Here is a 25,503-nt window from a genome sequence, read left to right as displayed (position 1 = left end):
ATGAGGGAATGGGGAGAAGAATGTCATCGGTCATTGGCTTTCGTCTTCGGTCTTCTAACTTCGGTCTTCCGACTTCCTTCTTCGGTCACTGGTTTTTGAAATTTGGTATTTTTTCAATTTCCCGATTGAATTGAATATAAAATTTTCTCCCAAATTCCTTTTTGTGTAGATTTGTCCAAATAATAATAAAATCTGGCTTATTCCAGAAAATGTATCATTTAAATTCCTGATTATGATGAAAAAATTAAAAAACACCCTGTTAATCTTTGTATTGGCACTGGTTACCCAAACTTCTGTTATGGCACAAAATGCGAATAACGGTCAGGAGGTGATTGGCCGCTGGAACCTCACTATTGTTATTGAAGGCGATGAATTGGAAGAACTTGGGCTCTTCAGGCACGGACTTATGGATGCCGCCGGATTTCCGGGTTGGCTCGAAGTAAAACTGTCAGGATTCTCAACCCTGGTGGGGTATTATGTGGGTTACGAAGGAAGCGCCCGTCCCATTTCGGAAGTGCATTATTCGGCTGAAACCGGAAAATACAGTTTCACTATTCCTCCGCAGTGGATGGAAATAGAGGACAAATATTTTGAATTCAGTCTGGAAAACGATAAACTGAACGGCTACATGATGCTCGACGGCCATAAATTGCAGTGGACCGGCGTACGCCAACCATCGCTTACCCGCGAAAACCCGCCGGTTTGGGGAAATCCCAAAAACCTGCTCGATGACAACATGTCCCGGTGGATTATTCCGGCAAACAATCAGTTCCGAATGGTGGACGGTGTTTTGGTAAACGCAGAATCAGGAGGGAACTTGGTAACCAAGGAGAAATTTGATGATTTTAAACTCAGTGTTGAATTCAAGTATCCCAAGGGAAGCAACAGTGGCATATACCTGCGCGGAAGGTACGAAATGCAAATTGTGGATAGTCTTTCGGTTAGCGACTTAACTACAGGAGGCATCTACGGGTTCATTGAACCGGCTTTTTATGCAGGAGCAAAACCCGGTGAGTGGCAAACTTTTGAGGTTACGCTGGTTGGGCGTCATTTAACTTTGGTACATAATGGTATTGAAGTGATTTCCAACCGGCCTATCCCCGGAATTACCGGCGGCTCGCTCGACAGTAACGAAGGAAACCCGGGGCCGATTATGATTCAAGGCGACCACGGTGCTGTGGAATTCCGTAAATTTGTTATCACACCGGCAATGAACAAATAATATTTTACAGGAGCGGGTGGAAAACCATCCTGAACTGTATAAATTCAAATAAAGGCAGCAGGTTCACGTAATCTGCTGCCTTTTTTATGTGCGCACAGGGGATTTCCGCTTACCGGTACTTGTTTTAAATCAAATCGTTTTATAGTTTTAGTCCGTTAAATTTTAAACCAGGATGAAAGCCAAAATGACCAGACAAAAAATCATCAAAGTTTTTGAAAACATGGATACCTGTACATATCAGGCAACCGTTTGTGCCGTGAATTGGGTGATATGAATCGATACATAAACAGGCTGCAAGCAAAAGATAAAAAAAAATGCAATGAATTTCGAACTGATTAAAAAATTATCCTCTAAACCCAAACTTTATGAGAAAGGTTCGTCTGTTATGTGGACTGACCCGTATATTTCGAAAAAATTGCTTGAATTGCATATAAATCCTGACCACGATATTGCAAGCAGAAACAAAACCAAGATTGAAAATATTTCAAATTGGATATTACAACAAGCCAACAATTCTAAAATGAATATTCTTGATTTGGGTTGTGGGCCCGGGCTCTATGCCGAATTCATGGCTCAAAAAGGACATTCAGTAACAGGAGTTGATTTTTCGGAAAATTCCATTCAATATGCAATCAAACAGGCGAGAGAAAAACAACTTGACATTGAATACCTGAATCAGAATTACTTAGATATAGACTTTGTGGAAAAATTTGATTTGGTCATCCTGATTTATCTCGATTTTTGTGTTTTGCTCCCGGAAGAACGGGATAAAGTATTAAGAAACATTTACAGAGCATTAAAAAAGGGTGGATTATTTATCTGTGATGTCGTAAACGAAATGAATATCGACAAGAAGATAATTGCACAATCATGGGAAATTCAGGAAACCGGGTTTTGGAAAGATGCACCATATATTGCTTTAACAAATGGATACCATTACCCTGAAGCAAAGGTCCTGGCCAATCATCATATAATCATTGGTGAAAATGATACAATTGATACTTACATTTTCTGGACGCATTATTTCGAAACAAAAGATTTGGTTGAGATTTTAGAAATGCATGGGTTTGGAGAAATAAAATGCTACAATAACGTGTTGCCAAAAAGTAATGATTATTGGAATGGCGAAAATGTGACATTTTATGTATCAGGAAAAGAATAAAAAAACTGACCAAAGTTTCGCAAGTCCACTTCGTGAAATTTTATGTCTTTGAGGCTTTATGGCAAAAAAAGATATGCCACACACATAGTGATACCTGTGGTATAAAACACGAAGACATGAAGATTCACAAAAGTTCATTCCGATGTTAATCAATCTCCAACCAAAAATAATAATTTTGTTTCCCACCACATTTTAAATAGATTTGTTTTTCCTGACGCAGGAGCAACCGGGGCAAACCGAAATGATTTTTATTCACTGCTTAATTTTAACTGATATGACTAAACGAACATTTTCAATGCTTTTCACATTAGTGCTGCTGCTGGCAGCATTTCAACAGGCTCTGGGGCAGGAGCTAAAACTAAATGATCTGGAATATTTCGAAACCCAGGGCGCCAATGTTCTGGTTTACAGCAACCTGTTTACCGGAGGGTTCAACGACGAAAAAACCGCCGGCATCGAGCTGATTCATCATGGCGTGCGTACCGCGCAGGGCGGCGCGGTGCGGCTTTCCAACACGCCGGAGCAGTGGGATTTGGTTCCTGCCATACCAACCCGCACGGTAACCCGGGAGGCCAATGCCATTGAGGCGGTGCTGAGGTACGAAGATTACGATTTTGATTCGCGGGTGGTGGTCACGGCCAAAGGCAAAGGCGTTGAGATAGCGGTTTACCTGGATAAACCCTTTCCTGCCGAACTGGAAGGTGCTGCCGGATTTAACCTGGAGTTTTTGCCCTCGCAATATTGGGGAAAAACCTACCTGATGGACGGGCGTTTGAACCGGTTCCCGCGCTATGTGGTGGGCAACACCGTTACCCGGTCCAACCGTGAAAAAATAAAGCAATACAAAGGGTATGTAACTTCCGACGACAGGGGAACCGGCCGGTTTGTCGATCCGCTTCCACTGGAAACCGGACGTACCTTTCTGCTCGCGCCCGAAGACCCGGAACGCAGGGTGAAAATCACCTCGCACGATGCGGAAATCATGCTATTCGATGGCCGGATGCTGGCACAAAACGGCTGGTATGTGGTGCGCAGTCTGCTCCCCGCTGGAAAAACAGGTAAGGTGCTGAGCTGGATTGTGGAACCCCATGCCATCGAAGGCTGGATTCGGGAGCCCAACATCGGGTTCTCACAGGTGGGCTACCTCCCGTCGCAACCCAAAGTTTCGGTGATTGAACTCGACAAAAAAGACACACCGCTTGCAAATGCATCGCTGTATAAAATGGGCGCCGACGGCAAAGCTGCCGAAGTGTTCAGCGGAAACATCGAACCCTGGGGAGACTATTACAAATACCACTATGTGAAATTTGATTTTACTGCGGTGACCACTCCCGGTATTTATTACATTCAGTATGGCGACTTTACAACAAACAACTTCATTATAGCCAATACCGTTTACGACAAGATTACAGACGCCACCAGCGATATATGGATTCCCATACACATGAACCACATGTTTGTGCGCGAGGGGTACCGGGTGTGGCATGGCGAACCGTTTAAGGAAGGCTACCGGCAGGCGCCGCCAAACACCGATCATTTCGACCTCCACGGACAGGGACCCACAACCGATACAAAATACGAAGGGCTGGAACTGATTCCCGGATTAAACGTTGGCGGTTTTTTCGACGCCGGAGATTTTGATATCGAAACCGGCTCGAACATTGGTGTGGTGCAGAACTTTGTGCAAACCTGGGAGTATTTCAAACCCCAACGCGACCAGACGTTTGTCAGTCAGGAGCAGCGCTATGTGGATCTTCACCGTCCGGACGGCACTCCGGATATTTTGCAGTTTATCGAACACGGAGCCAAAAACCTGGTGGCCCAGGCCGAGATTATCGGCCACATGGCACAAACGCTTTCCAACTCGGTGCTGTACAATTACCATCACCTGGGCGATGCCGCCTCCATTACCGACGGCCTTCCCTTCAATCCTGACCTCGGTCCGTACGAAGTGGCCCCCACCGGCCTTTCCAGCGGGATGAAGGATGACATGTGGGCATTCACGAGCCGCAATCCCGGCCTCGACCTCAGGGCAGCCACCATGTTTGCCGCTGTCAGTCGCGCGCTGAAGGGATACAACGACGATCTTTCGGAACGCGCGCTGGCCCAGTCAAAACGATTGCTGAACGAGGCCACGGAACTGCTTGCCAGCCAGCCGGAGGAAAGCCGCGGCAGGCGATTTGGAGCGGCAGATGTGGGAACCAATCTCCAGTTGTACATCTCCACTGGCGAGCAGCAATATGCCGATAAATTCCTGGAACTTTTATGGCCCGCACTCGACAGGAACCTCAGTTACGTTATTTTGACGGCCTTGCACGGCATTCCGCACATGGACGCCTCCTACAAGGAAAAACTCCTGCCTTATGTTGAACAGTACAAAGAATACGTCGAAGGGCTTGAAAAGGACAATCCCTACGGAGTCCCCATCGGATTGGGCAACTGGGCAGGTAGCGGAGCCATCGTGAACTTTGGCACTACCATCTGTTTTGCCCACAAATATTTCCCGGATATTATCGACGCCAGCCATGCGTTCAAAACCACCAACTGGCTGTATGGCTGCCATCCGTACCACAACTATTCACTGGTGGCAACCATTGGCGCCGCCCGTCCCAAAGAAGTTTTTTACGGGAATAACAGGGCCGATTTTTCCTTCATTCCGGGCAATGTGGCGCCGGGCATACTGTTCCGGCAACCCGACCATTTTGAAAACTACGACGACTGGCCGTTCCTGTGGGGCCAAAACGAAGGTACCATTGGCGGAAATACCAGTTATTTAATTTTTGGATCAGCGTTTAAGAATTTGATAAAGTGAATCTCAAAATAAAGGCGGTCCGTTTCCGAACCGCCTTTTTGAGTAAATAACGTTATGAATATCTAATGAACCAGTGTTATGCCAGATCGTACCGGTCGAGGTTCATCACCTTGTTCCATGCGGCCAAAAAATCGTGCACAAATTTTTCCTGTCCATCGGCTGAACCGTACACTTCGGCCAGGGCACGCAGTTCGGAGTTGGAACCAAACAGCAGGTCAACGCGGGTGCCGTTCCATTTCAGGTCGCCGGTTTTGCGGTCGTGTCCTTCATATTGTTCTTTGTCCTCCGAAACAGCTTTCCAAACGGTGCGCATATCCAGCAGGTTCACAAAGAAATCATTGGTTAGCATTCCCGGCTTGTCGGTAAACACTCCGTGTTTCGAGCCGTCGTAATTGGAGTTCAGCACGCGCAACCCGCCAACCAGCGCCGTCATTTCGGGTGGAGTGAGTGTCAGCAATTGGGCCCGGTCAACCAGCATTTCTTCGGCTGAGCCCATGTATTTTACTTTCATGTAATTGCGGAATCCGTCAGCCAGTGGTTCCAGATATTTGAAGTTCTCCACATCGGTTTGTTCCTGTGAAGCGTCGGCGCGTCCGGGTGTAAAGGGCACCGAAACATCGAATCCGGCATCTTTGGCTGCTTTTTCTACTGCAGCACAACCACCCAGCACAATCAGATCGGCCAGCGAAACCTGTTTTTCACCGCCGGCATCATTGAATTCTTTTTGAATGCCTTCCAATGCATTCAGCACTTTGGCCAGTTGCTGCGGATTGTTCACTTCCCAGTCTTTTTGAGGCGCCAGTCGGATGCGGGCGCCGTTTGCTCCGCCCCGTTTGTCGGAGTCGCGATACGTGGAAGCCGATGCCCAGGCTGCTGATACCAATTCAGAAACAGTCAGTCCTGAACCCAGTATTTTGCCTTTCAGGTTGGCCACATCGTTTTGGTCAACCAACTTATGAGTAACTTCGGGAATCGGGTCCTGCCAGAGCAAATCTTCCGCAGGAACTTCCGGCCCGAGGTAGCGTGTTTTCGGCCCCATGTCGCGATGAGTTAATTTAAACCATGCACGGGCGAACGCATCTTCAAACTCAGCTGGATTTTCGAGGAACCGGCGTGAAATTTTTTCGTAATCGGGGTCAAATCGCAGCGAAAGGTCGGTGGTCAACATAAACGGCTGGTTTCGTTTTCCGGGGATATGGGCATCGGGCACACTGTTGGCGCCTGCCTGTCCGCGTGGTTTCCACTGCCATGCGCCTGCCGGGCTTTTCGTCAGTTCCCATTCGTAATCGAACAGGTTTTCAAGGAAGTTGATACTCCATTGGATGGGCGTTTTTGTCCAGGTTCCTTCCAGTCCGCTGGTAATGGTATCTTCTGCATTTCCTTTGCCGTATTTGTTTTTCCAGCCGAGGCCCATTTCCTCAAGTGGTGCGGCTTCGGGGTCGGGTCCGAGGTTGGAATCGGGCGCGGCACCATGCACTTTTCCGAACGAGTGTCCGCCGGCAATAAGCGCCACAGTTTCTTCGTCGTTCATGGCCATCAGTTCAAACGACTGCCTGATGTAATGTGCGGCTTTTTTCGGATCGGGATCACCGTTGGGACCTTCCGGGTTTACGTAGATTAATCCCATGTGGTCGGCAGCCAGCGGTCCTTCCAGTTCGCCTTTTTCGTTGTGGCGCTGGTCTTCCAGCCACTTGCCTTCCGAGCCCCAGTAAATGTCTTCTTCGGGTTCCCAAATATCTTCACGTCCGCCGGCAAATCCGAATGTTTTAAAGCCCATGGATTCAAGGGCTACGTTTCCGGCCAGAATCATCAAATCGGCCCACGAGAGTTTTTTGCCGTATTTCTGTTTGATGGGCCAAAGTAACCTGCGGGCTTTGTCGAGGCTAACATTGTCGGGCCAGCTATTCAGCGGTGCAAAACGCTGGTTTCCGGTGCCACCGCCGCCACGGCCGTCGGTAACGCGGTAAGTTCCTGCGCTGTGCCATGCCATGCGGATAAACAATGGTCCGTAATGTCCCCAGTCTGCAGGCCACCAGTCTTGTGAGTCGGTCATCAATTGTGTGAGGTCTTTTTTTACGGCATTCAGGTCAAGACTTTTAAACTCTTCTGCATAATTAAAGTTTTGCCCCATTGGGTTCGACTTTGAAGAGTGTTGGCGCAGAATGTTCAGATTTAATTTGTTTGGCCACCAGTCGCGGTTTCGTGTGCCACCGCCTGCAACGGGTTTTGTCCCGTGCCCGGTTACCGGACATTTGCTTTCGTCATTCGCGTTGTAAGCTTGGTTGTGCGGATCTTTGTTTTCCATTCTTTTTTTGTTTTTTTAAGTTATTTGTTGTGTTAAAATTCCGATAATTTGTATTAGTATTTCTTATATACTGATATTTTTAACTTATTGTTGTGTTTTTTCAACATGCTTTAAATTTAAGAAACTTAAACTGATTTTTAAAGTCTATCCTGTTTTTTTGGTTTTTAAATACCCATTCAAACCCGAAAAATTAAACAAGAAAATTATAGGATTGTTTGATACTTTTACTAATCTTTTAAGTTTTCAGACCTTCCCGGAAACATACCTTTCCGTATTTTTCTTAAAATCCATTACCTTTGCCCCGGAATTTAAAAGCGAAAAAATGAAAGCATACGTTTTTCCCGGACAGGGAGCGCAATACCCCGGCATGGGGAAAGATTTATACGAGAATTCGACTGAAACAAAAGCATTGTTTGAAAAAGCCAACGAAATTCTTGGCTTCAACATCACCGACATTATGTTTGAGGGTTCGGCTGACGATTTAAAGCAGACAAAAGTTACGCAACCGGCCATTTTCCTGCACTCTGTGCTGCTGGCCAAAACATTAAAAGATTTTGCACCCGACATGGTTGCCGGTCATTCGCTGGGTGAGTTTTCGGCACTGGTAGCTGCCGGGGCGCTGACTTTCGAAGATGGGCTGACCCTGGTTTCGAAACGTGCACAAGCCATGCAAAAGGCCTGCGAACTGGAACCTTCAACCATGGCTGCCATTGTTGGCCTCGACGATGAGGTAGTGGAAGAAGTTTGTAATTCCATTGACGATGTGGTGGTGGCTGCCAACTACAATTGCCCGGGACAGCTTGTTATTTCGGGCTCGGTGGCTGGCGTGGACAGAGCCTGCGAACTGCTTACCGAAAAAGGTGCAAAACGCGCCCTGAAACTTCCTGTTGGCGGGGCTTTTCATTCTCCACTGATGGAGCCGGCCCGTGAAGAACTGGCGGCGGCCATTGATTCAACAACATTCAAAACTCCGGTTTGTCCGGTTTATCAAAATGTAAATGCCCTGCCGGTAACTGATCCGGTGGAGATAAAACAAAACCTGATTGCCCAGTTAACTGCACCGGTGAGGTGGACCCAAACCGTAAAAAACATGATTGCCGATGGCGCTGCATCATTTACTGAAATCGGTCCGGGCAAAGTGTTGCAGGGTTTGGTAAAAAAGGTTGACCGGAATATGGAAACAGCGGGGATTGACCGGTTGGAAAATTAATTCTGCACTGCCTCTTTCAGCAATTTGGTTTTCCATTTTACATCGTCAGTAATGGCAATTACCGAAACGGTTGCGCCTGTAATACCATCGATGTTTTTACCTACTTCCAGCGTTCTGTTTCCTTGAAAACCTTCAAACTGTTTCAGCCAGCCGCGGGCCGAAATTTCATGGCCGTAGCTGGCCTGGTAATTGTAAACTTTTACGGTTTCAACGCTAAAGTCGACATTAAACAGGATGAAATAATCGAAATATTCACTATCAAAATCCACGGAGGCCGAATTTCCGGGAAGAGAACAACCTCCTGCCCGGCAGGTTTTTACCCTTCCGTAATGGATGTATGCTTTTATACCAGGCTGGCCGGGTGTTTCAACCAAATAAAACTTTTCTTCCGTATCTGGCTGGTTCACCAAACGTTTTTCAACCAATTCAAACTCATCTTTCCCAAACTGACTGTTCAGTTCTTTTAAAACCGGGCGGGGCAGGTCACCCGGAATGCCCTGCCCAACCGATATCAGAAAAGTAAATAAAAAACCTATGACTGCTATTTTTTTCATATTTTCAGAACATGATGCCTACGCCTGCATTAAAAGTTTTTACAAATTCGTTCTGGGTGGCTGATTTTACAAACTGCATATCGACTTTCAGCAAAGCTCCCTGCGCCATTTCCCATTCCAGTCCGCTAACAATAGCTTGTTTGTCGTAGGCTGGATTTGTATTGCCTTGTTCAACTGTATTCTGCGTATTCCATTTTTCGTAACGGATAAACGGGGTCAACTCTGAATGAACATTTTCGAGAGGTCTGAAAACGTTATAGGCAGCTTCTACATAAAATCCATTAAGCGAACTTCCCAAATCGTTTGGAGTGCCGTCGGTTTTTGCTGTAAACCGGTTGTACTGTTCCGAGTTTGAAATTCCTGCGTGGTAATACTGGCCTTTAAGTTCCAGTCCATTTACCGAATAACGCGCATCGAAGCCGAACATGGCAACTCCAACCACAGATGAATCGGCAGCAGCAAGTGCGGCCTGGTCGTTTTTATTCACACCATTATAAAGGGTGCTTTGGGTGTTTCCGGCATAAACCGATGCACCCAGGTTGAGTCCCCGAATACCGAAGTATTCCACTTTTCCTGCAAAGTTTGGCGAGCTGAAAATACTTTCTGCACCTTTTTGCCTGCCACTTCTCAGTCCGCTGCCGTTTAGTTTGGCACTTCCGTCGTAGCTTATAAATCCGTTCATCAGGTAAGCCTGGTATTTTATTGAGGCCGGCAAAATGTACCCCATAAAACCGGCGCCAATTTCCCTCCATGTGGTTGGAGTAATGTAGTTGTCAATGAGCGGGCGCTCCACTCCCCTGAAAAGATTTGGTTCATGATATTCGTTGGTGATTCCCATTGGTGTGAGCATCAGTCCGGCCCTGAAGTTGATGTAATTATTGATTTTGTGTTGTAAAAACGCTTGTTCAATGTAAACTTCTTTTACGTGTTCAAACTCAATTTCAGAAATAAACTGGGTGTTGTTGCTGAAACTGTAACCCAGCAACATGATAAACCGGTGTACATCCATTTTTCCGTTTTGTTTTATTTCACCGCCAACCGGCTGGTTGTAGTGAATACCGCCGTAACCGCCAATTTTAAGATTGCCGTCGGTTTGTAAAAGGCGTTCTGCAATATTAAAATAGAGGTTGTTTGGCAAACTGTCAGTTACCTGGGCTTTTACTAATCCGGAGAATATAAATAAAGAAAGTAAAATAAAATTCCGCTTCATGTTGTTTTATTTAGATTTAATAAAAATAAATATCTGAAGCAAAAATACATGAACGATTTGGTGCAGGAAATCCCAAGATGTTGGGATTTTTTTTCAGATGAGATCTTCGGGATTGATGGTTTCGGTGTCGAGCAGGTTATTCAGAATGGCGTAAACGGTTAATCCAGAGATAGATTTAATACCTGTTTTTTCGGTTATGTTTTTCCGGTGCGAAATGACTGTGTGAATGCTGATAAACAGTTTTTCGGCAATTACTTTATTGGAGTGGCCGAGAGAAACCAGTTTGAGTACATCTTTTTCACGTGTGGTAAGTTCTTCGCTATCGCTGTTTTTGGGTTGTTTCCGGGTTTTGTCCCAGCAACGCGCAACCAGTTTTTGAAGTTGCGGCGCCTGTGTTTTTGTGGTGATGTAAAATTTGCAAAAGGGCAGAGGCTCAGCCGGTTCTTCGTGGTCGTTCAGAAAAGCAATCCATTTAACCTGGTTATTTTTTTGAATTTGCTGATAATTGACAGTTTTTTCAGTCTCATTATATTCATAAATAATTACAATTTCCTGCCCGGTTAATTCACAGAAACCTTTTAACTCTTCTTGCTTTTCAAGTAAAATAATTTCGGTATTGAAATAACTGCGTAAAATCGCATTTATTCCTTTACGAATGATTTCCGAGGAGTGTATAACGAAGATTTTCCTGTTCATTTTTATCTCCCAAGTTTATTTTCAATTTCAATGGTCATGGGCATCAGGATTTTGTCTTCAATTCGTGCATGGTCTTCCAGATCTTTTTCGAACAGGGAGAGGGTGATTAAAAAATCGTTGCAAATATTTTCATCATAATCGGGTGAAACGTATTTAATGATTAAGTTTTTCAAATCGTTGAGCTTTTCATCCACATTCGAATGTTCCTGTTCAAAAGAGCGGATGGTATATTTGGGATCGAGTTTGTGGTTTTTTACCAGATTTATTACGTAGGGAAAAACCCGTTCTTCCTCGTAGTCGATGTGTTGGGTAAGTTCTTTTTTGTATTTTTTATAAAAAACATCAACCATTTGCAACCCTTTAAAATCGTGGTGACTGCTTGCTATAAGTTTTTCAAGCAAATCATCGAGCTTTGGAACAATGTATTGGAAATAATATTGGTGTGTTTTCCGCAGGTAGTGTGTAATTTCAAGGGGCGAAAACGAAAGCAGCTCCTCTCTGGGGAAATACTCCTCGTTGTGATAAGTATTTACAATGGCCAGAAAAAATCCTGTACTGATTTTTCTTTCCCGGCAAATTTCTTCAACTGTTTTGTCTTTTATTCCCAGTTTTATTCCAAAACGGTTTAAAACAGGAAGTAAATGGTAATTCCGGTGAATGAGGTAAGAAAGTTTGTCGGTCTTTTTAAAAATCTCCATGGTGTTTTATTTCTGTGTCAGCAATCGGTATCACAAGATTGTTGCAGGTTTCTGGTTTCAATTTGAAATGTAGTATGTACAATGTTAAACTTTTTTTTCAGTTCATTTTGAAGCAAAGTTATAAAATTGTCGTCGTTGCCATTGGGCATAACAAGGTGAGCTGTAAGTGCAATCTGGGTGGTGCTCATGGCCCAAATGTGGAGGTCATGCAGATTTTCCACCCCGTTTTTCGATTCAATAAACCGGCGTACTTTTTCCACATCAATATTTTTGGGAACCGCATCAAGCGCCAGGCTTATAGAGTCGAAAAACAACTGCCAGGTTCCCCAAAGAATAACAGCAATAATGATGAAACTCATTATGGGGTCAATCCAGTTTTTGCCAGTTTGTAAAATGAGAAATCCCGAAATCACAACTCCGAGCGAAACGGCTGCATCTGCTGCCATGTGTAAAAACGCACCCCGAATATTTAAATCGTGTTTTTGCCCTTTTATAAATAAAAGCGCAGTGAAAGTGTTAATAACTACACCAATTCCGGCAACAATCATCACTTGTTTTCCTCCAACTGGCTGCGGGTTTTGCAGTTTTTCAAAGGCATCCCATCCAATAGCGGCTACTGCACCAAACAAAAGCAGGGCATTTAAAATAGAAACCAGGATGGTTGTTTTTCGCAAACCGTATGTGTATTTTCCTTTTGGTTTGATGGTTGCCAGCCAGGCAGCAGTCCAGGCAAACGCCAGGCCCAATACATCGCTGGCGTTGTGACCGGCATCGGCCAAAAGTGCTGAAGAGTTGGCCAGAAGGCCGTAAAAAACCTCCACCGCCACAAAAAAAAGATTGAGGACAATGCCAATCGCAAAAGCTCTGCCATGTGGGGTTGAATGATTATGTTCATGCGAATGTGCCAAATCCTTTTATTTTTATTCAGTCTGAATTAAAAGCAAAATAAATACATTTTCATCTGTTTCAGCAAATATTAAATGAATATGTTGATTTTTGCCAACCAATATTTAACTTTTCGGGAGGTTGAATTCATCGCACCCAAAATTTTTTCCGATTTTTACAGTTTACAAAAGAAAAAGTATTGAAGCCAAAAGCCAAAAAGCGGATTATTGTTTCGGTAACCAGCGACCTGGTTTCCGACAACCGGGTACATAAAACTTGTGCAACACTCACTGAAATGGGATTTGATGTGTTGGTTGTGGGGAGAAAATTACCCGGCAGCCGGGCGGTTTCGCCGCAAAACTACCAAACCCAGCGACTGTATCTTCTTTTTACTAAAGGACCTTTGTTTTACGCCTGTTTCAACTTCCGGCTTTTTTGTTTGCTGCTTTTTTTGAAATTCGATTTACTGCTGGCCAACGACCTCGATACCCTCCCGGCAAATTTTCTGATTTCAAAACTGAAAAACAGACCACTGGTTTACGACAGTCATGAGTTTTTTACTGAAGTACCGGAACTGGTAAATCGTCCGCGGGTGAAAAAAATATGGGAATGGCTGGAACAAAAAACGGTTCCAAAGCTGAAATATGCTTATACGGTTTGCGATTCCATTGCAAAAATTTATACTGAAAAATACAATGTTCATTTCCGGGTGGTGCGAAATGTTCCGGTTGTCGCGAATTCAAACCAGAATGACAAAAAACATTCAGTGGATGCTGAAAAAATAATTTTGTACCAGGGGGCAGTGAATGTTGGCCGTGGTTTGGAACAGGCAATCCGGGCCATGAAAATGGTGCAAAACGCCAGACTGGTAATTGCAGGCGACGGAGATATCAGAAAAGAACTCGAAGAATTAACCGCCAGAGAGGGGCTTCAGGAAAAGGTGCAGTTTTTGGGACGGCTTTCCATTGATGAGTTAGTAAAACTTACCCCCAAAGCCGATTTTGGTCTTTCCATTGAAGAAGATATTGGATTGAATTACCGCTACGCTTTGCCCAACAAACTGTTCGATTACATTCAGGCGCGAATTCCTGTTTTGGTTACCAATCTGCCTGAAATGGCTGCGGTTGTAAATAAATACAGCATAGGGAGAGTAACCTCGTCGCTGGTACCAAACCACCTTGCAAAGATTTTTTTGGAAATGCTGACGGACCAAAACAGTCGTAAAATCTGGGAGCAGAATCTTGAAATCGCCGCCACTGAGCTCACATGGGAAAATGAAAAAAAGGTATTGAGGGAGATTTTTCAACCGTTTTTGTAATTAAAATCCAAGCAGGCTTTCAAAGTCGAGAAGCACCTTTTCTTTGGCCGAATCGGTAATAAAACCATTGGCACAAACCAGTGTGCGGGCAGGTTTACTGGCAATAGCCGCAAAATCGTGGGTTGCCATTATTATGGTTTTTCCTTCCCTGTTTAATTCCAAAAACAGGTTCATAATTTCTGAAGAAGTTTCGGGGTCGAGGTTTCCGGTTGGCTCGTCGGCAATAATAACAGGAGGATTGTTTAAAATTGCTCTTGCAATTACCACGCGCTGCTGTTCGCCGCCACTAAGCTGGTGGGGCATTTTTTGTTTTTTTTCGGTCATGCCCACACGTTTCAGCACCTGTTCAATACGTTCCAGTATATCCAATTTATTTTTCCAACCTGTTGCTTTCAAAACAAATTCAAGATTTTGGTAAACATTTCGGTCGGGCAATAACCTGAAATCCTGGAAAACTACGCCAAGTTTCCGGCGTAACAGCGAAATATCCTTGTGCTTAATATTTTTTAAATTAAAACCGACAACTTCGCCAAAACCTTTATTTAACGGAAGTTCGGCATTCAGAATTTTTATCAGGCTCGACTTCCCTGTTCCCACTTTCCCGGTTATGTAAACAAATTCTCCTGCCTGCACTTCCAGATTAACGTCAGAAAGTATCAGTGAATCACGCTGATGAATGTCGGCAGCAACAAGTTCAATTATTTTATTATCTGTCATTTTTATCAAATTCGTTTCGAATATATGTCTAATTTTTTTACCCGTTCATATAATAAAGAAAAGAAATAAACAGTTTCATGTTAAGAAAATTACACATGCCAAAGCAATTTGAAAGATTGATTATGTCTAAATTAGAACTTTGGTTTCGGATATCAGGTTTATCTTTGGCACGATATTTAACGGAGCCGATAGTCTGTAACGAAAATAATGAAACAACAGAAACATGAAAAAAATAAAAGTCTTATTCATTTTTGCCTTTTCCTTTTATTTATCGCTTACGCTTAATGCCCAGCAAACAGCATATTATGGAGATGTTAGTGAGGCTATCCAAATGGCACGAAATCTTTATCATCAAGGGAAATACAATGCCGCTTTCCGGCAATTTGAAATAGTGCAGAAACAGGTGGACCCAAAATCTGAACTTTATTCAGAAGCTCTTTATTTTAGGGCAGTTTCTGCCATGAAAGCCGGTCATAATTCAGGAAGCAGAATGTTGGAGCGGTTTATCGACGAATACCCTGAAAGTCCGTACATGAACAACGCCCTGGTAAACCTTGGCGATAATCAGTTTGAACGAAGACATTATGCTGCAGTTATTCGCACCTATTCCGAGGTTGACCGGGCATCGTTGAGTGATTCTGAACTTGTAAAACTGAAATACCAGAACGGGTATTCAAATTTAATGACCGAAAATACCGACCAGGCTTTAATAGAATTTATAGAAATTAAGGACAGGAACAATTTATACAGCCGCCCTGCAACTTACTATTGGGCGCATATTATGTACCTGCAGGAAAATTTTCAGTCGGCGCTCGACGGCTTCCGGCAACTTGAATCAGACCCGACCTATTCACGCGTTATTCCACTTTATGTCAGTCATATATATTATAAGCAGCAGCGGTATAACGAGGTAATAAACTATACCGTTTCTATAATTGATGAGGTGGAAGAAGAGCACAAAAGCGAATTGTCTAAAATTATTGGCGATTCCTATTTTCATCTTCGCGAATATTCCAAAGCCTTACCGTATCTCGAAACCTATTATCAGACCACCAGGCCAAAAACCCGCGAAGATAATTATCTGCTGGGTTATTGCTATTACAACACAGAACAGTTTGAAAAAGCAGTTCCATTGCTTGAAAATGCTTCAAGAGGAAAAGATGAAATGGCTCAAAATGCATATTACCATTTGGCCGACAGTTACATAAAAATAAATGAAAAGGAAAAAGCACGGGTGGCTTTTGAAGCGGCTTCAGAATTCGATTTTAATGAAAGAATTAAGGAAGACGCTTTGTTCAGCTTCGCCAAACTTACTTACGAACTTTCGTATTCACCGTTTAATGAAACCATTAAAGCTTTCGACAGATACATTACCCTGTACCCGAATTCTCAGCGAAATACAGAAGCTTACCGTTATTTAACCGAAGTTTTTATGGTTACCCGCAATTACCGCGATGCCATTAGTTCAATCGAAAAAATTGAAGTAAAAACATCTGAAATTTTGAGGGCCTATCAGCGTGTAACATTTTACCGGGGGCTTGAATTATTCAACAACCTGTCTTATAACCAGGCAATCGACCATTTTAACCAGTCGCTGCAAAACGGAAGTTACGACCGTGAATTGAATGCACGTGCCCTTTACTGGAAAGCGGAAGCACTTTACCGTGTTAGTGAATACGGCAGTTCAGCTGAAGCCTATTCCCAATTTTTACGAACTGCCGGTGCATTTTCACTCCCCGAATACAAAGATGCCGAGTATAATCTGGCTTACGCCTATTTCAAACTGGAAGATTTCAACCAGGCATCATTACATTTCCGTAATTACATTAACAGTTTGCAAGGTCAGCCAACCGAAAAACTGGCCGATGCTTATAACCGGTTGGGCGATTATTATTTTTCGAATGCAGAATATTCGCTGGCCCTCCAAAATTATCAGAAAGCATTTGAAATGAATACTTTCGATACAGATTACTCTCTTTACCAAATTGCTTTTTGTCAGGGACTTCAACATAACCAGCAGGGGAAAATTAATTCGTTACAAAGACTGCAGGAAGGTTTCCCCGATTCTGAATACCTGGATGATGCTTTGTATGAACTGGGCCGGGCTTACGAGCGACTTGGCCAGTCTGCAGAAGCAACACGAAATTACCGCAGAATTGTTGACAATCATGCTGAAAGCGCATATTTTCCAAGAACATTGTTGCAATTGGGGCTTATAAATTTCAATAACGGAGATTTTAATCAGGCACTTACTTACTACAAACAAGTGGCTGAAAAATTTTCCGGCACTCCGGAATCTCAGGCTGCACTGCTGGGAATTAAAAACAGCTATGTGGAAATGAATAATGTGGACGGCTATTTTGCTTACACCCGGTCACTGGGAGGTGGTGTAAATGTAACAACTTCAGAACAAGACTCGCTTACTTACATGGCAGCCGAAAGGCTATACCTGTCTGGCGAAACACAGGCTTCTGCACAGTTACAAAGGTATCTGCAACAATTTCCTAACGGAAGTTTTGCCACCAATGCCCATTTTTATCTGGCTGAAATCTTATATAAAGAAGGAAGTTTTTCGCAGGCTAACGAGCATTACACTTTTGTTGCCCGCCAGCCCAACAATATTTTCAGCGAACAAGCTTTGTCACGGGCGTCTGAACTCACTTTTAACGCCGGCGATTATGAAAATGCACTTGAGTTCTTTAACCGGCTGGAAAAAATTGCAGGGGGTAAATGGAATTTGTTAAAAGCATATACCGGGCAAATGCGCTGCAATTTTCAGTTGAAACGATACAATGAAGCCATTTTGGCATCTGCAAAAGTGAAAAAATCGGATGTTGCCAACGAAGCCTGGATACGGGAAGCAAACTTTGTTTCAGGGAAGTCGAATTACCTCGCAGGAAATCAAAATGCAGCGCTTGAATCCTTAAAAGCCGTGGCAACCGATACCAAACTTGAACAGGGCGCTGAAGCCAAATTTCTTGTTTCAGAAATTCTTTATAAACAAAACCAAAAACAGCAGGCTGAAGAAGAAATAATGGATTTTATTTCCAAAGGCACGCCTTTTCAGTTTTGGCTGGGGAAAGCATTTTTGCTGCTTTCTGATATTTATCTCGACAAAGGCGACGATTTCCAGGCCAAACACACCTTGCGCAGCGTTGTCGAAAATTATGGTGCCGATAATGACGGAGTGAAAGCCGAAGCCGCAAGAAAACTGGCAGAAATTGAAGCTCTTGAGCAAACTGAACAACAACGCGCCAAAGACAGCTCTTTTCAGTTAAAAATTAATGAAAATTAAAAAGCAACAATATGTTTTTGAAAACAACAAAATACTTTTTGCTGACAGCATTGGCAGCAACATCGGGTAATGCACTTGCTCAGCGAGATACTACGCTTACGCAGGAAGTGGAAGTAGTGAAAGCCTTTAAACCAACTATTTCTGATGCCAATAAAATTAGCAGTATGCCGGGTATTGAAGAAACTACGCATGAAAAACCAAATTTTAGCTACAGCATTTTCAGTCAGCCCATTTACAATACGTTTTCGGTAAACACGCTGAAAGCGGCTACATTTGAATCTGCCCCCAGGGAAGATACCGGATTTGGACTGGTTCGGGCAGGTGTTGGCAACTACAACAAGCCTTATGCTGAACTTTTTTTTAACAGCCAGAATTCCCGCAGTACTTTGTTCGGATTGCATGGAAAACACCTTTCTTCTCATGGTAAATTAAAACTTGAAGGGGAGGAGGAACGGGTTGATGCTCCGTTTTCTGAAAACGAAGCAGAATTATTTCTGAAACACCTTTTCAGGAGTTCTGTTTTGTCCGTTAATCTCGGATTTGAACACGACGGGTTTAATTATTATGGATATCCTATTGAGTCAGTTCCTGAATTACTGAAAGTGGAAGAGCAAGAGGTGAATTACTGGGGCAGCAGGCAAACTTTTTCCAAAGGAAGTTTTAACATTGGACTTGAAAATACGGCTGCACGGAAAAATGATTTTACCTTCGACTTTAATTTTCTATACCACTATTTTGGAACAAAAACCGGTCAGCGCGAGCATTTTGGCGAGTTTATGGCCGATGTGAAAAAGCCTTTTTATAACGGAACAGGTTTCCTTGAGGCAGGTATTACCTACGCGCAGGCCAGTGAAATTTCAGATAAGTATATGACGACTTTTGGCCGCAATCAAATTACTCCGGGCAAAAATTCGCAAACCTGGATTACTGCAAAACCTTCTTATTTATTGGGAGGCGATGTAGCCAATGTTCAACTGGGCGTGAATTCGTGGATTGTGATTGACAGCAGCACCGATATGAAGCTGAGGTTGTCGCCGAATATACGTGCAAACCTGGTTCCGGTAAAAGAAATCATTAAAATATTTGCAGGTATTGACGGGAATTTTATTCAGAATAATTATTCCAAAATTGCATACGAAAACCCGTTTGTTGACCCTGAACATTTAGTAAAAAACACGTTTGAACAGTTTCGGTTTTTTGGAGGGTTTGATGGGAAACTTGCCACCAAAACCAATTTCAAATTTTCGGTAGATTATTCCATGATTAAAGATCAACCACTCTATTATCAGTTCAGGTATGGAAATTTTACAGAAACGAATTTAAGTTCGTCCATTGTGGATAATGATTTTGATGTATTGTACGATAATCTTGATTTGCTGAAGTTTAACCTTGAGATTTTCCATGTTTCTTCGGAAAAGATGAACTTATTGCTTTCAGGAAACTACTACGTTTACAAAATGGAAACTTTGGACGAGCCGTGGAATTTACCTGATTGGGATGCCAAATTGTCACTGTCTTACCAGGTTTCTGACCAGTTAAGTTTGTCGTCTGATCTGTTTTTTACCGGCAACCGGCAGGCATTGATTATGGGCATTCCCGGAGATGATTCGCGTCCGCTCACAAACAGTGAATTACTGCAGCATGAAGATCTGCTAACGGAATCCTACAATCTTTCAACAGTTTTCGACCTTAATTTTAATGCCACATACAAAATAACCAATCAATTTTCGGTTTTTGCCCAGTTAAATAATTTCGGTTTTCAGCAGTACCAACGGTGGCTGGGTTACCCGGTTCAGAGTTTCAACATTTTGGGTGGGTTGAGTTATGCTTTTTAACCTTAGTTTTATCTGAATTTTTTGTGTGGTAAAAAATACTTTTTTTAACGATTTCTTAAAGTGTTTTTGTGCTCATTTCCAGGTTAATATCTTGTTGAAAAAAAGGGGTTAAAAACGCCGGAAAATACCTGTGTCTTCGGTTAATTTTGCTATATTTGCGCGACACTTTTTGAGAATCGAGAATGTTTGATTAAGTGTCTGTATTTAAGATTGTTTTATATTGGTAGGAATGTTTTTTTTACCCGAATGCAATCTGATTTTTTTTAATTAACAGGTAGAAAGAAAATAAAGAATAAATATGAGCGAGATTGAAAAAAAAGTGAATCCCTCTGAAGGAAACGGAAACTATTCTGCGCAAAGTATTCAGGTGCTCGAAGGCCTGGAAGCTGTGAGAAAAAGACCTTCGATGTACATTGGAGACACCAATGAAAAAGGATTACACCATTTGGTTTACGAGGTGATTGATAATTCAATTGATGAAGCACTTGCAGGATATTGCAGCAATATAGATGTGATAATTCACGAAGATAATTCCGTTACCGTAAAAGACGACGGGCGTGGTATTCCTACCGAAATACATACCAAAGAAAAGAAATCGGCGCTTGAAGTGGTCATGACCGTTCTTCACGCTGGGGGAAAATTTGATAAAGATTCATACAAAGTTTCAGGTGGTTTGCATGGTGTGGGTGTTTCCTGCGTTAATGCACTTTCATCATACCTGAAAGCTGAAGTTCATCGTGACGGGAAAGTCTGGGTACAGGAATATTCCATAGGGAAACCCAAAGAGAATGTGAAAGTAGTTGGCGATACGAATGTAACCGGAACTTACGTTACGTTTAAACCAGATGAAAACATTTTTCAAACTACAGTTTACAAATATGAAATACTGGTTGCCCGTTTGCGCGAGCTTTCCTTTTTGAACGCCGGAATCCGACTGTCTATAATTGATGAAAGGCAAAAAGATGAAAATGGTGAATTCAAGTCTGAAGAGTTTTATTCAGAAGAAGGGCTAAAAGAATTTGTTAATTATCTTGACGATACACGAGTTAAACTTACCCAGGATATAATTCATATTGTTACCGACAAGAATGATATTCCAGTTGAAATTGCTATGCAGTATAATTCAACTTTTTCAGAAAACATTCATTCCTATGTAAACAATATCAATACAATAGAAGGAGGTACTCATCTTACCGGTTTTCGTCGCGGGTTAACCCGTACATTAAAAAATTATGCTGAAAACTCGGGAATGTTATCAAAACTAAAATTCGATATTAGCGGCGATGATTTCAGGGAAGGACTAACAGCAGTTATCTCAGTAAAAGTAGCTGAACCTCAGTTTGAAGGTCAGACAAAAACCAAACTGGGGAACTCCGAAATTAGTTTAGCTGTTGACCAGGCAGTAAGCGAAGCACTTTCAATATATCTTGAGGAAAATCCGAGATCGGCTAAAACCATTGTGAATAAAGTTGTTTTAGCAGCCCAGGCACGCCATGCAGCCCGTAAGGCTCGCGAAATGGTTCAACGTAAAAGTGCTTTGTCGGGCGGTGGTTTACCGGGGAAATTAAGCGACTGTTCGGAAAAAGACCCTGCTTTAACAGAAGTATTTTTGGTTGAGGGCGATTCGGCAGGCGGAACTGCCAAACAGGGGCGCGACAGGAAATTCCAGGCCATTCTTCCACTTCGTGGTAAAATTCTGAATGTGGAAAAAGCCATGGTTCATAAAGTTTTCGAAAGCGATGAAATAAAAAATATTTATACTGCACTGGGTGTGACTATTGGTACCGAAGATGATTCAAAGGCACTGAATATGGAAAAACTCAGGTACCATAAAGTTATAATTATGACTGATGCCGATGTGGATGGGAGCCACATTGCCACTTTAATAATGACTTTCTTTTTTAGGTATATGCAGGACCTGATTAAAGCTGGTTACCTGTACATTGCCACCCCTCCGCTTTATTTACTTAAGAAAGGTAAAAAAGAAACCTATGCCTGGACTGAGCAACAACGCCGGCAAATTATTGAAGAATGGGCCGATGGTGTAGAAAGCAATTTGCACACCCAGCGGTACAAAGGTTTGGGAGAAATGAACGCTGAACAATTATGGCAAACTACCATGAATCCCGAAAACCGTACCCTACAACAGGTAACCATAGAAAATGCAGCCGAGGCCGATCATATTTTTTCTATGCTTATGGGCGATGATGTTCCGCCACGCCGGAAATTTATAGAAGATCACGCTACCTATGCAAATATAGATGCTTAATGATGAGAGAAATTAGAATCTTAATAAGAATCCGGGTTTTTAGGGCCCGGATTTTCAATTTTTGAAAATATATGAATATTTGTGTTTTTTCTTCTTCAAGCAATGCCATTTCAAAAGTTTATTTTGATGAAGCCAGAAAGCTTGGAAAGCTTATTGGCGAACAAGGGCACACCCTGGTGAATGGCGGCGCAAATGTGGGTTTAATGGAAGCAGTAACCATTGCTGCTTCTGATGCAGGTGCAAAAACAATTGGTATTATTCCTGAACGATTTGTACAACGATCGCTGGCTTCAACCAATTCTCATGAAGTTATCAGCACCAAAGACATGCAGGAAAGAAAAGCAAAAATGCGTGAAATTTCTGATGCGTTTATTGCTCTGCCGGGAAGTTTTGGAACATTGGAGGAGATTTTGGAAGTTTTAACGCTCAGGCAACTTTCCTATCATACCAAACCAATCGTATTTATCAATACAAATAATTTTTATCAATTTCTTTTTAAGCAGTTTGAACAGGCATTTGCTGAACAGTTTGCAAAAGAAATTTACCGCGATCTCTATTTTTCTGCCGAACATGCAGAAAGTGCGCTGGAGTATATCACATTTTACCAACCAAATGAACTCGACTCGAAGTGGTTTGTTGTGCCAAATAAATAAATTAGAATGATATTTCTGACAATGTTGCATGTTCTTTTTGTCCGGGAATATTCACTTTTTAACAAAATGGACTTTTGGTTGTTAAAATATGCAAAATGAAGTGTGTTGTGCGTTATAACAAAAACAACTGGCAAATTATTTGCGTTATAGTCAACACTTTTAATTTTAATTTTTAAACCATGAAAAATACAAAAAAATATACTCTGACATTTCTGCTGGTTTTGGCCAGTGCCTTTTTGGCTGTATGGATTTACAGTTCGTTTTTTAATAAACCACAGGTAATAACTGTTACGGAACAACGTCCGATGAGTTTTGTTAATTTGCCTGCAAACAGCCAGCAGCAACTTCCTGATTTAACTTTTGCTGCCGAAAATTCAATACATGCCGTGGTGCACATCGCAACTCAGTCAGTTAGGGGCGGCGGCTGGTCAAGTGGAAATCCGTTTTTCGATGAGTTTTTTGGAATTCGGCCACAGCAACCACAGTTAGCTACGGGTTTTGGTTCGGGTGTTATTCTTTCCGAAGACGGATTTATTGTAACCAACAACCATGTTATTGAACAGGCACAGAAAATAAAAGTCATTTTAAATAATAAACGCGAATACGACGCACGTTTGGTTGGGGCAGATCCTTCTACCGATTTGGCACTGCTAAAAATAGAAGCAGAAGATTTACCCTATTTGACTTACGGAAATTCAGACGAACTGAAACTTGGAGAATGGGTACTGGCCGTGGGAAATCCGTTTAACCTTACCTCTACTGTTACTGCCGGAATAGTGAGTTCCAGGGCACGAAACCTTGGAATAAATACCGATCAATATTCCATTGAATCATTTATTCAGACTGATGCTGCGGTTAACCGCGGAAACAGTGGAGGAGCGCTGGTAAACCAACAGGGAAACCTGGTAGGAATAAATACTGCCATCGCTTCACAAACAGGCAACTATGCCGGATATTCATTTGCTGTGCCGGTTTCTATTGTGCAAAAAGTAGTAGCAGACCTTAAAGAGTTTGGCGAAGTTCAACGTGCTCTGCTTGGAGTAAATATTATGGATGTTACCGGTACTTTGGCTGATGAAAAAGGCCTCGATAAAGTTGAGGGTGTTTTTGTTGCTGCCGTAACCGAGAATGGAGCAGCACGGGAAGCCGGTATAAAAGAAGGCGACGTGATAATGAGCGTGGCAGGCAGTCCGGTCAATTCTTCAGCCGAGTTACAGGAAAAAGTGAGCCAATTCCGGCCGGGTGACGATGTAAAAATTGTTGTAAAAAGAAATGGCGACAGGAAACAATTTACGGTAACCTTGCGTAATAAACACGGTGATACACAAATTGTGCGTGATAACGTTACTGTTTTGGGCGCAAGTTTTGAAACCGTTGGCAACAACGACAAACAAAATTTAGGTATTGAATTCGGAATACAAGTTAAAAAATTAGAAAAGGGTAAACTCAAAGATGCAGGTTTGAATGAGGGGTTTATTATAACCCACGTGAACAAAAAACCCATTTATGAGGTCAATGATTTTAAGAGAGAGATTGGAAATGCGAGGGGAGGAATTTTGGTTGAAGGAGTTTATCCAAATGGTGAACTGGCTTACTTTGTTTTTGGTGTGGATTAGTAATTGTAAAAAATACCTTTAACAAACTATTAAAAATCAATTTTTGAGTAGCCTGCTCCTTTTTCGCTAATAATTAATGTTCTATATTTGCACGTTTTTTTAAGGAGAGTTTATGAGACAGCTAAAGATCACAAAGTCCATCACGAATCGTGAAAGTGCCTCACTGGATAAGTATTTGCAGGAAATTGGCAAAGAAGAGCTTATTACAGTTGAGGAAGAAGTTGAATTGGCCCAGCGAATTAAAAAGGGTGACCAGGCTGCTTTGGAAAAATTAACAAGAGCAAACCTCAGGTTTGTTGTTTCTGTTGCAAAGCAGTATCAAAATCAGGGACTTAGTCTTCCTGACTTAATTAACGAAGGAAACCTTGGCCTGATAAAAGCCGCTGAAAAATTCGACGAAACACGAGGCTTTAAATTTATTTCATATGCTGTGTGGTGGATAAGGCAATCTATTTTACAAGCGTTGGCCGAACAATCGCGTATTGTTCGCCTCCCGTTAAATCAGGTTGGGTCCCTAAATAAAATAAATAAAGCCTTTTCAAAATTTGAACAGGAACACGAAAGAAAACCCTCACCTGAAGAGCTGGCCGATTCCTTGGAATTACCTGCCGATAAGGTTGCCGATACTTTAAGGGTTTCCGGAAGGCATGTTTCTGTTGACGCTCCTTTTGTTGATGGTGAAGATAACAGTTTACTGGATGTTTTGGTGAATAACGATTCTCCTAACGCCGACCGTGCACTCATTCAGGAATCGCTTGCACGTGAAATTCATCGTGCATTGGCAACATTAACTGAAAGAGAAGCAGACATCATTCGGCTGTTTTTTGGCATTGGCTGCCAGGAGATGACTCTTGAAGAGATTGGTGAGCGTTTCGGATTAACACGCGAGCGGGTTCGCCAAATAAAAGAAAAGGCAATTCGCAGGTTGCGTCATACCTCAAGAAGTAAATTACTAAAAACGTATTTGGGTTAATTTATTAAACGTATATAGAAAACGGTGGTCAGATGATGGTCGCCGTTTTTTGTTTTGAAATGTTTCCAGCCAT

At 42.6% G+C, this 25,503-nt stretch carries 18 protein-coding genes; 11 read left to right on the top strand and 7 right to left on the bottom strand.

Features of this window, described 5'->3' with window-relative positions:
* The first annotated feature begins 232 nt into the window (after nucleotides 1–232).
* The 3 genes from ACESMA_RS01790 to ACESMA_RS01780 all read left to right on the top strand — a co-directional run bounded on the left by ACESMA_RS01790 (nucleotide 233) and on the right by ACESMA_RS01780 (nucleotide 5,196).
* Entirely contained in the window at nucleotides 233–1,222 is a 990-nt protein-coding gene (locus ACESMA_RS01790; RefSeq protein ID WP_372947040.1) for a DUF1080 domain-containing protein, read from the top strand.
* A gap of 319 nt (nucleotides 1,223–1,541) precedes the next feature.
* Complete coding sequence (locus tag ACESMA_RS01785) at nucleotides 1,542–2,384, top strand: class I SAM-dependent methyltransferase (RefSeq protein WP_372947038.1); 843 nt, start codon at nucleotides 1,542–1,544, stop codon at nucleotides 2,382–2,384.
* A gap of 274 nt (nucleotides 2,385–2,658) precedes the next feature.
* The gene (locus tag ACESMA_RS01780) at nucleotides 2,659–5,196 is read left to right on the top strand and encodes a cellulase N-terminal Ig-like domain-containing protein (protein WP_372947036.1); all 2,538 of its coding nucleotides are present in this window, start codon (nucleotides 2,659–2,661) and stop codon (nucleotides 5,194–5,196) included.
* A gap of 76 nt (nucleotides 5,197–5,272) precedes the next feature.
* Here the strand turns inward: ACESMA_RS01780 and katG are convergent, their stop codons facing one another.
* Entirely contained in the window at nucleotides 5,273–7,501 is a 2,229-nt protein-coding gene (gene katG / locus ACESMA_RS01775) for a catalase/peroxidase HPI (RefSeq protein ID WP_372947035.1), read from the bottom strand.
* A 322-nt stretch (nucleotides 7,502–7,823) separates the two neighbouring features.
* Between katG and fabD the strand changes: the two genes are divergently transcribed.
* On the top strand, nucleotides 7,824–8,711 hold the full coding sequence (fabD, locus tag ACESMA_RS01770; RefSeq protein ID WP_372947034.1) for an ACP S-malonyltransferase: 888 nt from the start codon (nucleotides 7,824–7,826) through the stop codon (nucleotides 8,709–8,711).
* Here the strand turns inward: fabD and ACESMA_RS01765 are convergent.
* From ACESMA_RS01765 to ACESMA_RS01745, 5 genes are all read right to left on the bottom strand, one after another.
* On the bottom strand, nucleotides 8,708–9,265 hold the full coding sequence (locus ACESMA_RS01765) for an FMN-binding protein (protein ID WP_372947033.1): 558 nt from the start codon (nucleotides 9,263–9,265) through the stop codon (nucleotides 8,708–8,710). The two genes, fabD and ACESMA_RS01765, sit on opposite strands and share 4 nt — an antisense overlap.
* Before the next feature lie 4 nt (nucleotides 9,266–9,269).
* On the bottom strand, nucleotides 9,270–10,475 hold the full coding sequence (locus ACESMA_RS01760) for a hypothetical protein (RefSeq protein ID WP_372947032.1): 1,206 nt from the start codon (nucleotides 10,473–10,475) through the stop codon (nucleotides 9,270–9,272).
* Nucleotides 10,476–10,568: 93 nt separating this feature from the next.
* Nucleotides 10,569–11,171: a response regulator transcription factor gene (locus tag ACESMA_RS01755; RefSeq protein WP_372947031.1), complete on the bottom strand. Its 603-nt coding sequence runs from the start codon at nucleotides 11,169–11,171 to the stop codon at nucleotides 10,569–10,571.
* Nucleotides 11,172–11,173: 2 nt separating this feature from the next.
* Nucleotides 11,174–11,869 carry a hemerythrin domain-containing protein gene (locus tag ACESMA_RS01750; protein WP_372947030.1) on the bottom strand — a complete coding sequence of 232 codons (696 nt, stop codon included), beginning with the start codon at nucleotides 11,867–11,869 and terminating at the stop codon, nucleotides 11,174–11,176.
* A 17-nt stretch (nucleotides 11,870–11,886) separates the two neighbouring features.
* Complete coding sequence (locus ACESMA_RS01745) at nucleotides 11,887–12,777, bottom strand: cation diffusion facilitator family transporter (protein ID WP_372947029.1); 891 nt, start codon at nucleotides 12,775–12,777, stop codon at nucleotides 11,887–11,889.
* Between the two features lie 176 nt (nucleotides 12,778–12,953).
* On the opposite strand from ACESMA_RS01745, the gene ACESMA_RS01740 reads away from it, so the two are divergent.
* Nucleotides 12,954–14,072: a glycosyltransferase gene (locus ACESMA_RS01740; protein WP_372947028.1), complete on the top strand. Its 1,119-nt coding sequence runs from the start codon at nucleotides 12,954–12,956 to the stop codon at nucleotides 14,070–14,072.
* On the opposite strand, the gene ACESMA_RS01735 is transcribed toward ACESMA_RS01740, so the two are convergent.
* Nucleotides 14,073–14,789 (bottom strand): cell division ATP-binding protein FtsE, encoded by a 717-nt coding sequence (locus tag ACESMA_RS01735; RefSeq protein ID WP_372947027.1) that lies wholly within the window; start codon nucleotides 14,787–14,789, stop codon nucleotides 14,073–14,075.
* A 223-nt stretch (nucleotides 14,790–15,012) separates the two neighbouring features.
* Here ACESMA_RS01735 and ACESMA_RS01730 point away from each other — a divergent pair, with 223 nt between their 5' ends.
* The 6 genes from ACESMA_RS01730 (at nucleotide 15,013) to ACESMA_RS01705 (ending at nucleotide 25,430) form a co-directional block, all read left to right on the top strand.
* Nucleotides 15,013–18,084, top strand: a complete 3,072-nt coding sequence (locus tag ACESMA_RS01730) for a tetratricopeptide repeat protein (RefSeq protein WP_372947026.1) — start codon at nucleotides 15,013–15,015, stop codon at nucleotides 18,082–18,084.
* Nucleotides 18,085–18,095: 11 nt separating this feature from the next.
* Nucleotides 18,096–19,919, top strand: coding sequence for a hypothetical protein (locus ACESMA_RS01725; protein ID WP_372947025.1), 1,824 nt, complete (start codon nucleotides 18,096–18,098; stop codon nucleotides 19,917–19,919).
* A gap of 298 nt (nucleotides 19,920–20,217) precedes the next feature.
* The gene (gyrB, locus tag ACESMA_RS01720) at nucleotides 20,218–22,188 is read left to right on the top strand and encodes a DNA topoisomerase (ATP-hydrolyzing) subunit B (RefSeq protein ID WP_372947024.1); all 1,971 of its coding nucleotides are present in this window, start codon (nucleotides 20,218–20,220) and stop codon (nucleotides 22,186–22,188) included.
* A gap of 71 nt (nucleotides 22,189–22,259) precedes the next feature.
* Nucleotides 22,260–22,841: a TIGR00730 family Rossman fold protein gene (locus tag ACESMA_RS01715; protein WP_372947023.1), complete on the top strand. Its 582-nt coding sequence runs from the start codon at nucleotides 22,260–22,262 to the stop codon at nucleotides 22,839–22,841.
* Between the two features lie 179 nt (nucleotides 22,842–23,020).
* Complete coding sequence (locus ACESMA_RS01710) at nucleotides 23,021–24,457, top strand: Do family serine endopeptidase (RefSeq protein WP_372947022.1); 1,437 nt, start codon at nucleotides 23,021–23,023, stop codon at nucleotides 24,455–24,457.
* Between the two features lie 112 nt (nucleotides 24,458–24,569).
* The gene (locus ACESMA_RS01705; RefSeq protein WP_372947021.1) at nucleotides 24,570–25,430 is read left to right on the top strand and encodes an RNA polymerase sigma factor RpoD/SigA; all 861 of its coding nucleotides are present in this window, start codon (nucleotides 24,570–24,572) and stop codon (nucleotides 25,428–25,430) included.
* Nucleotides 25,431–25,503 lie beyond the last annotated feature (73 nt).

Source organism: Mariniphaga sp. (assembly GCF_041687215.1).
GTDB lineage: Bacteria > Bacteroidota > Bacteroidia > Bacteroidales > Prolixibacteraceae > Mariniphaga.
This window is presented reverse-complemented; position numbering and strand designations above follow the sequence as displayed.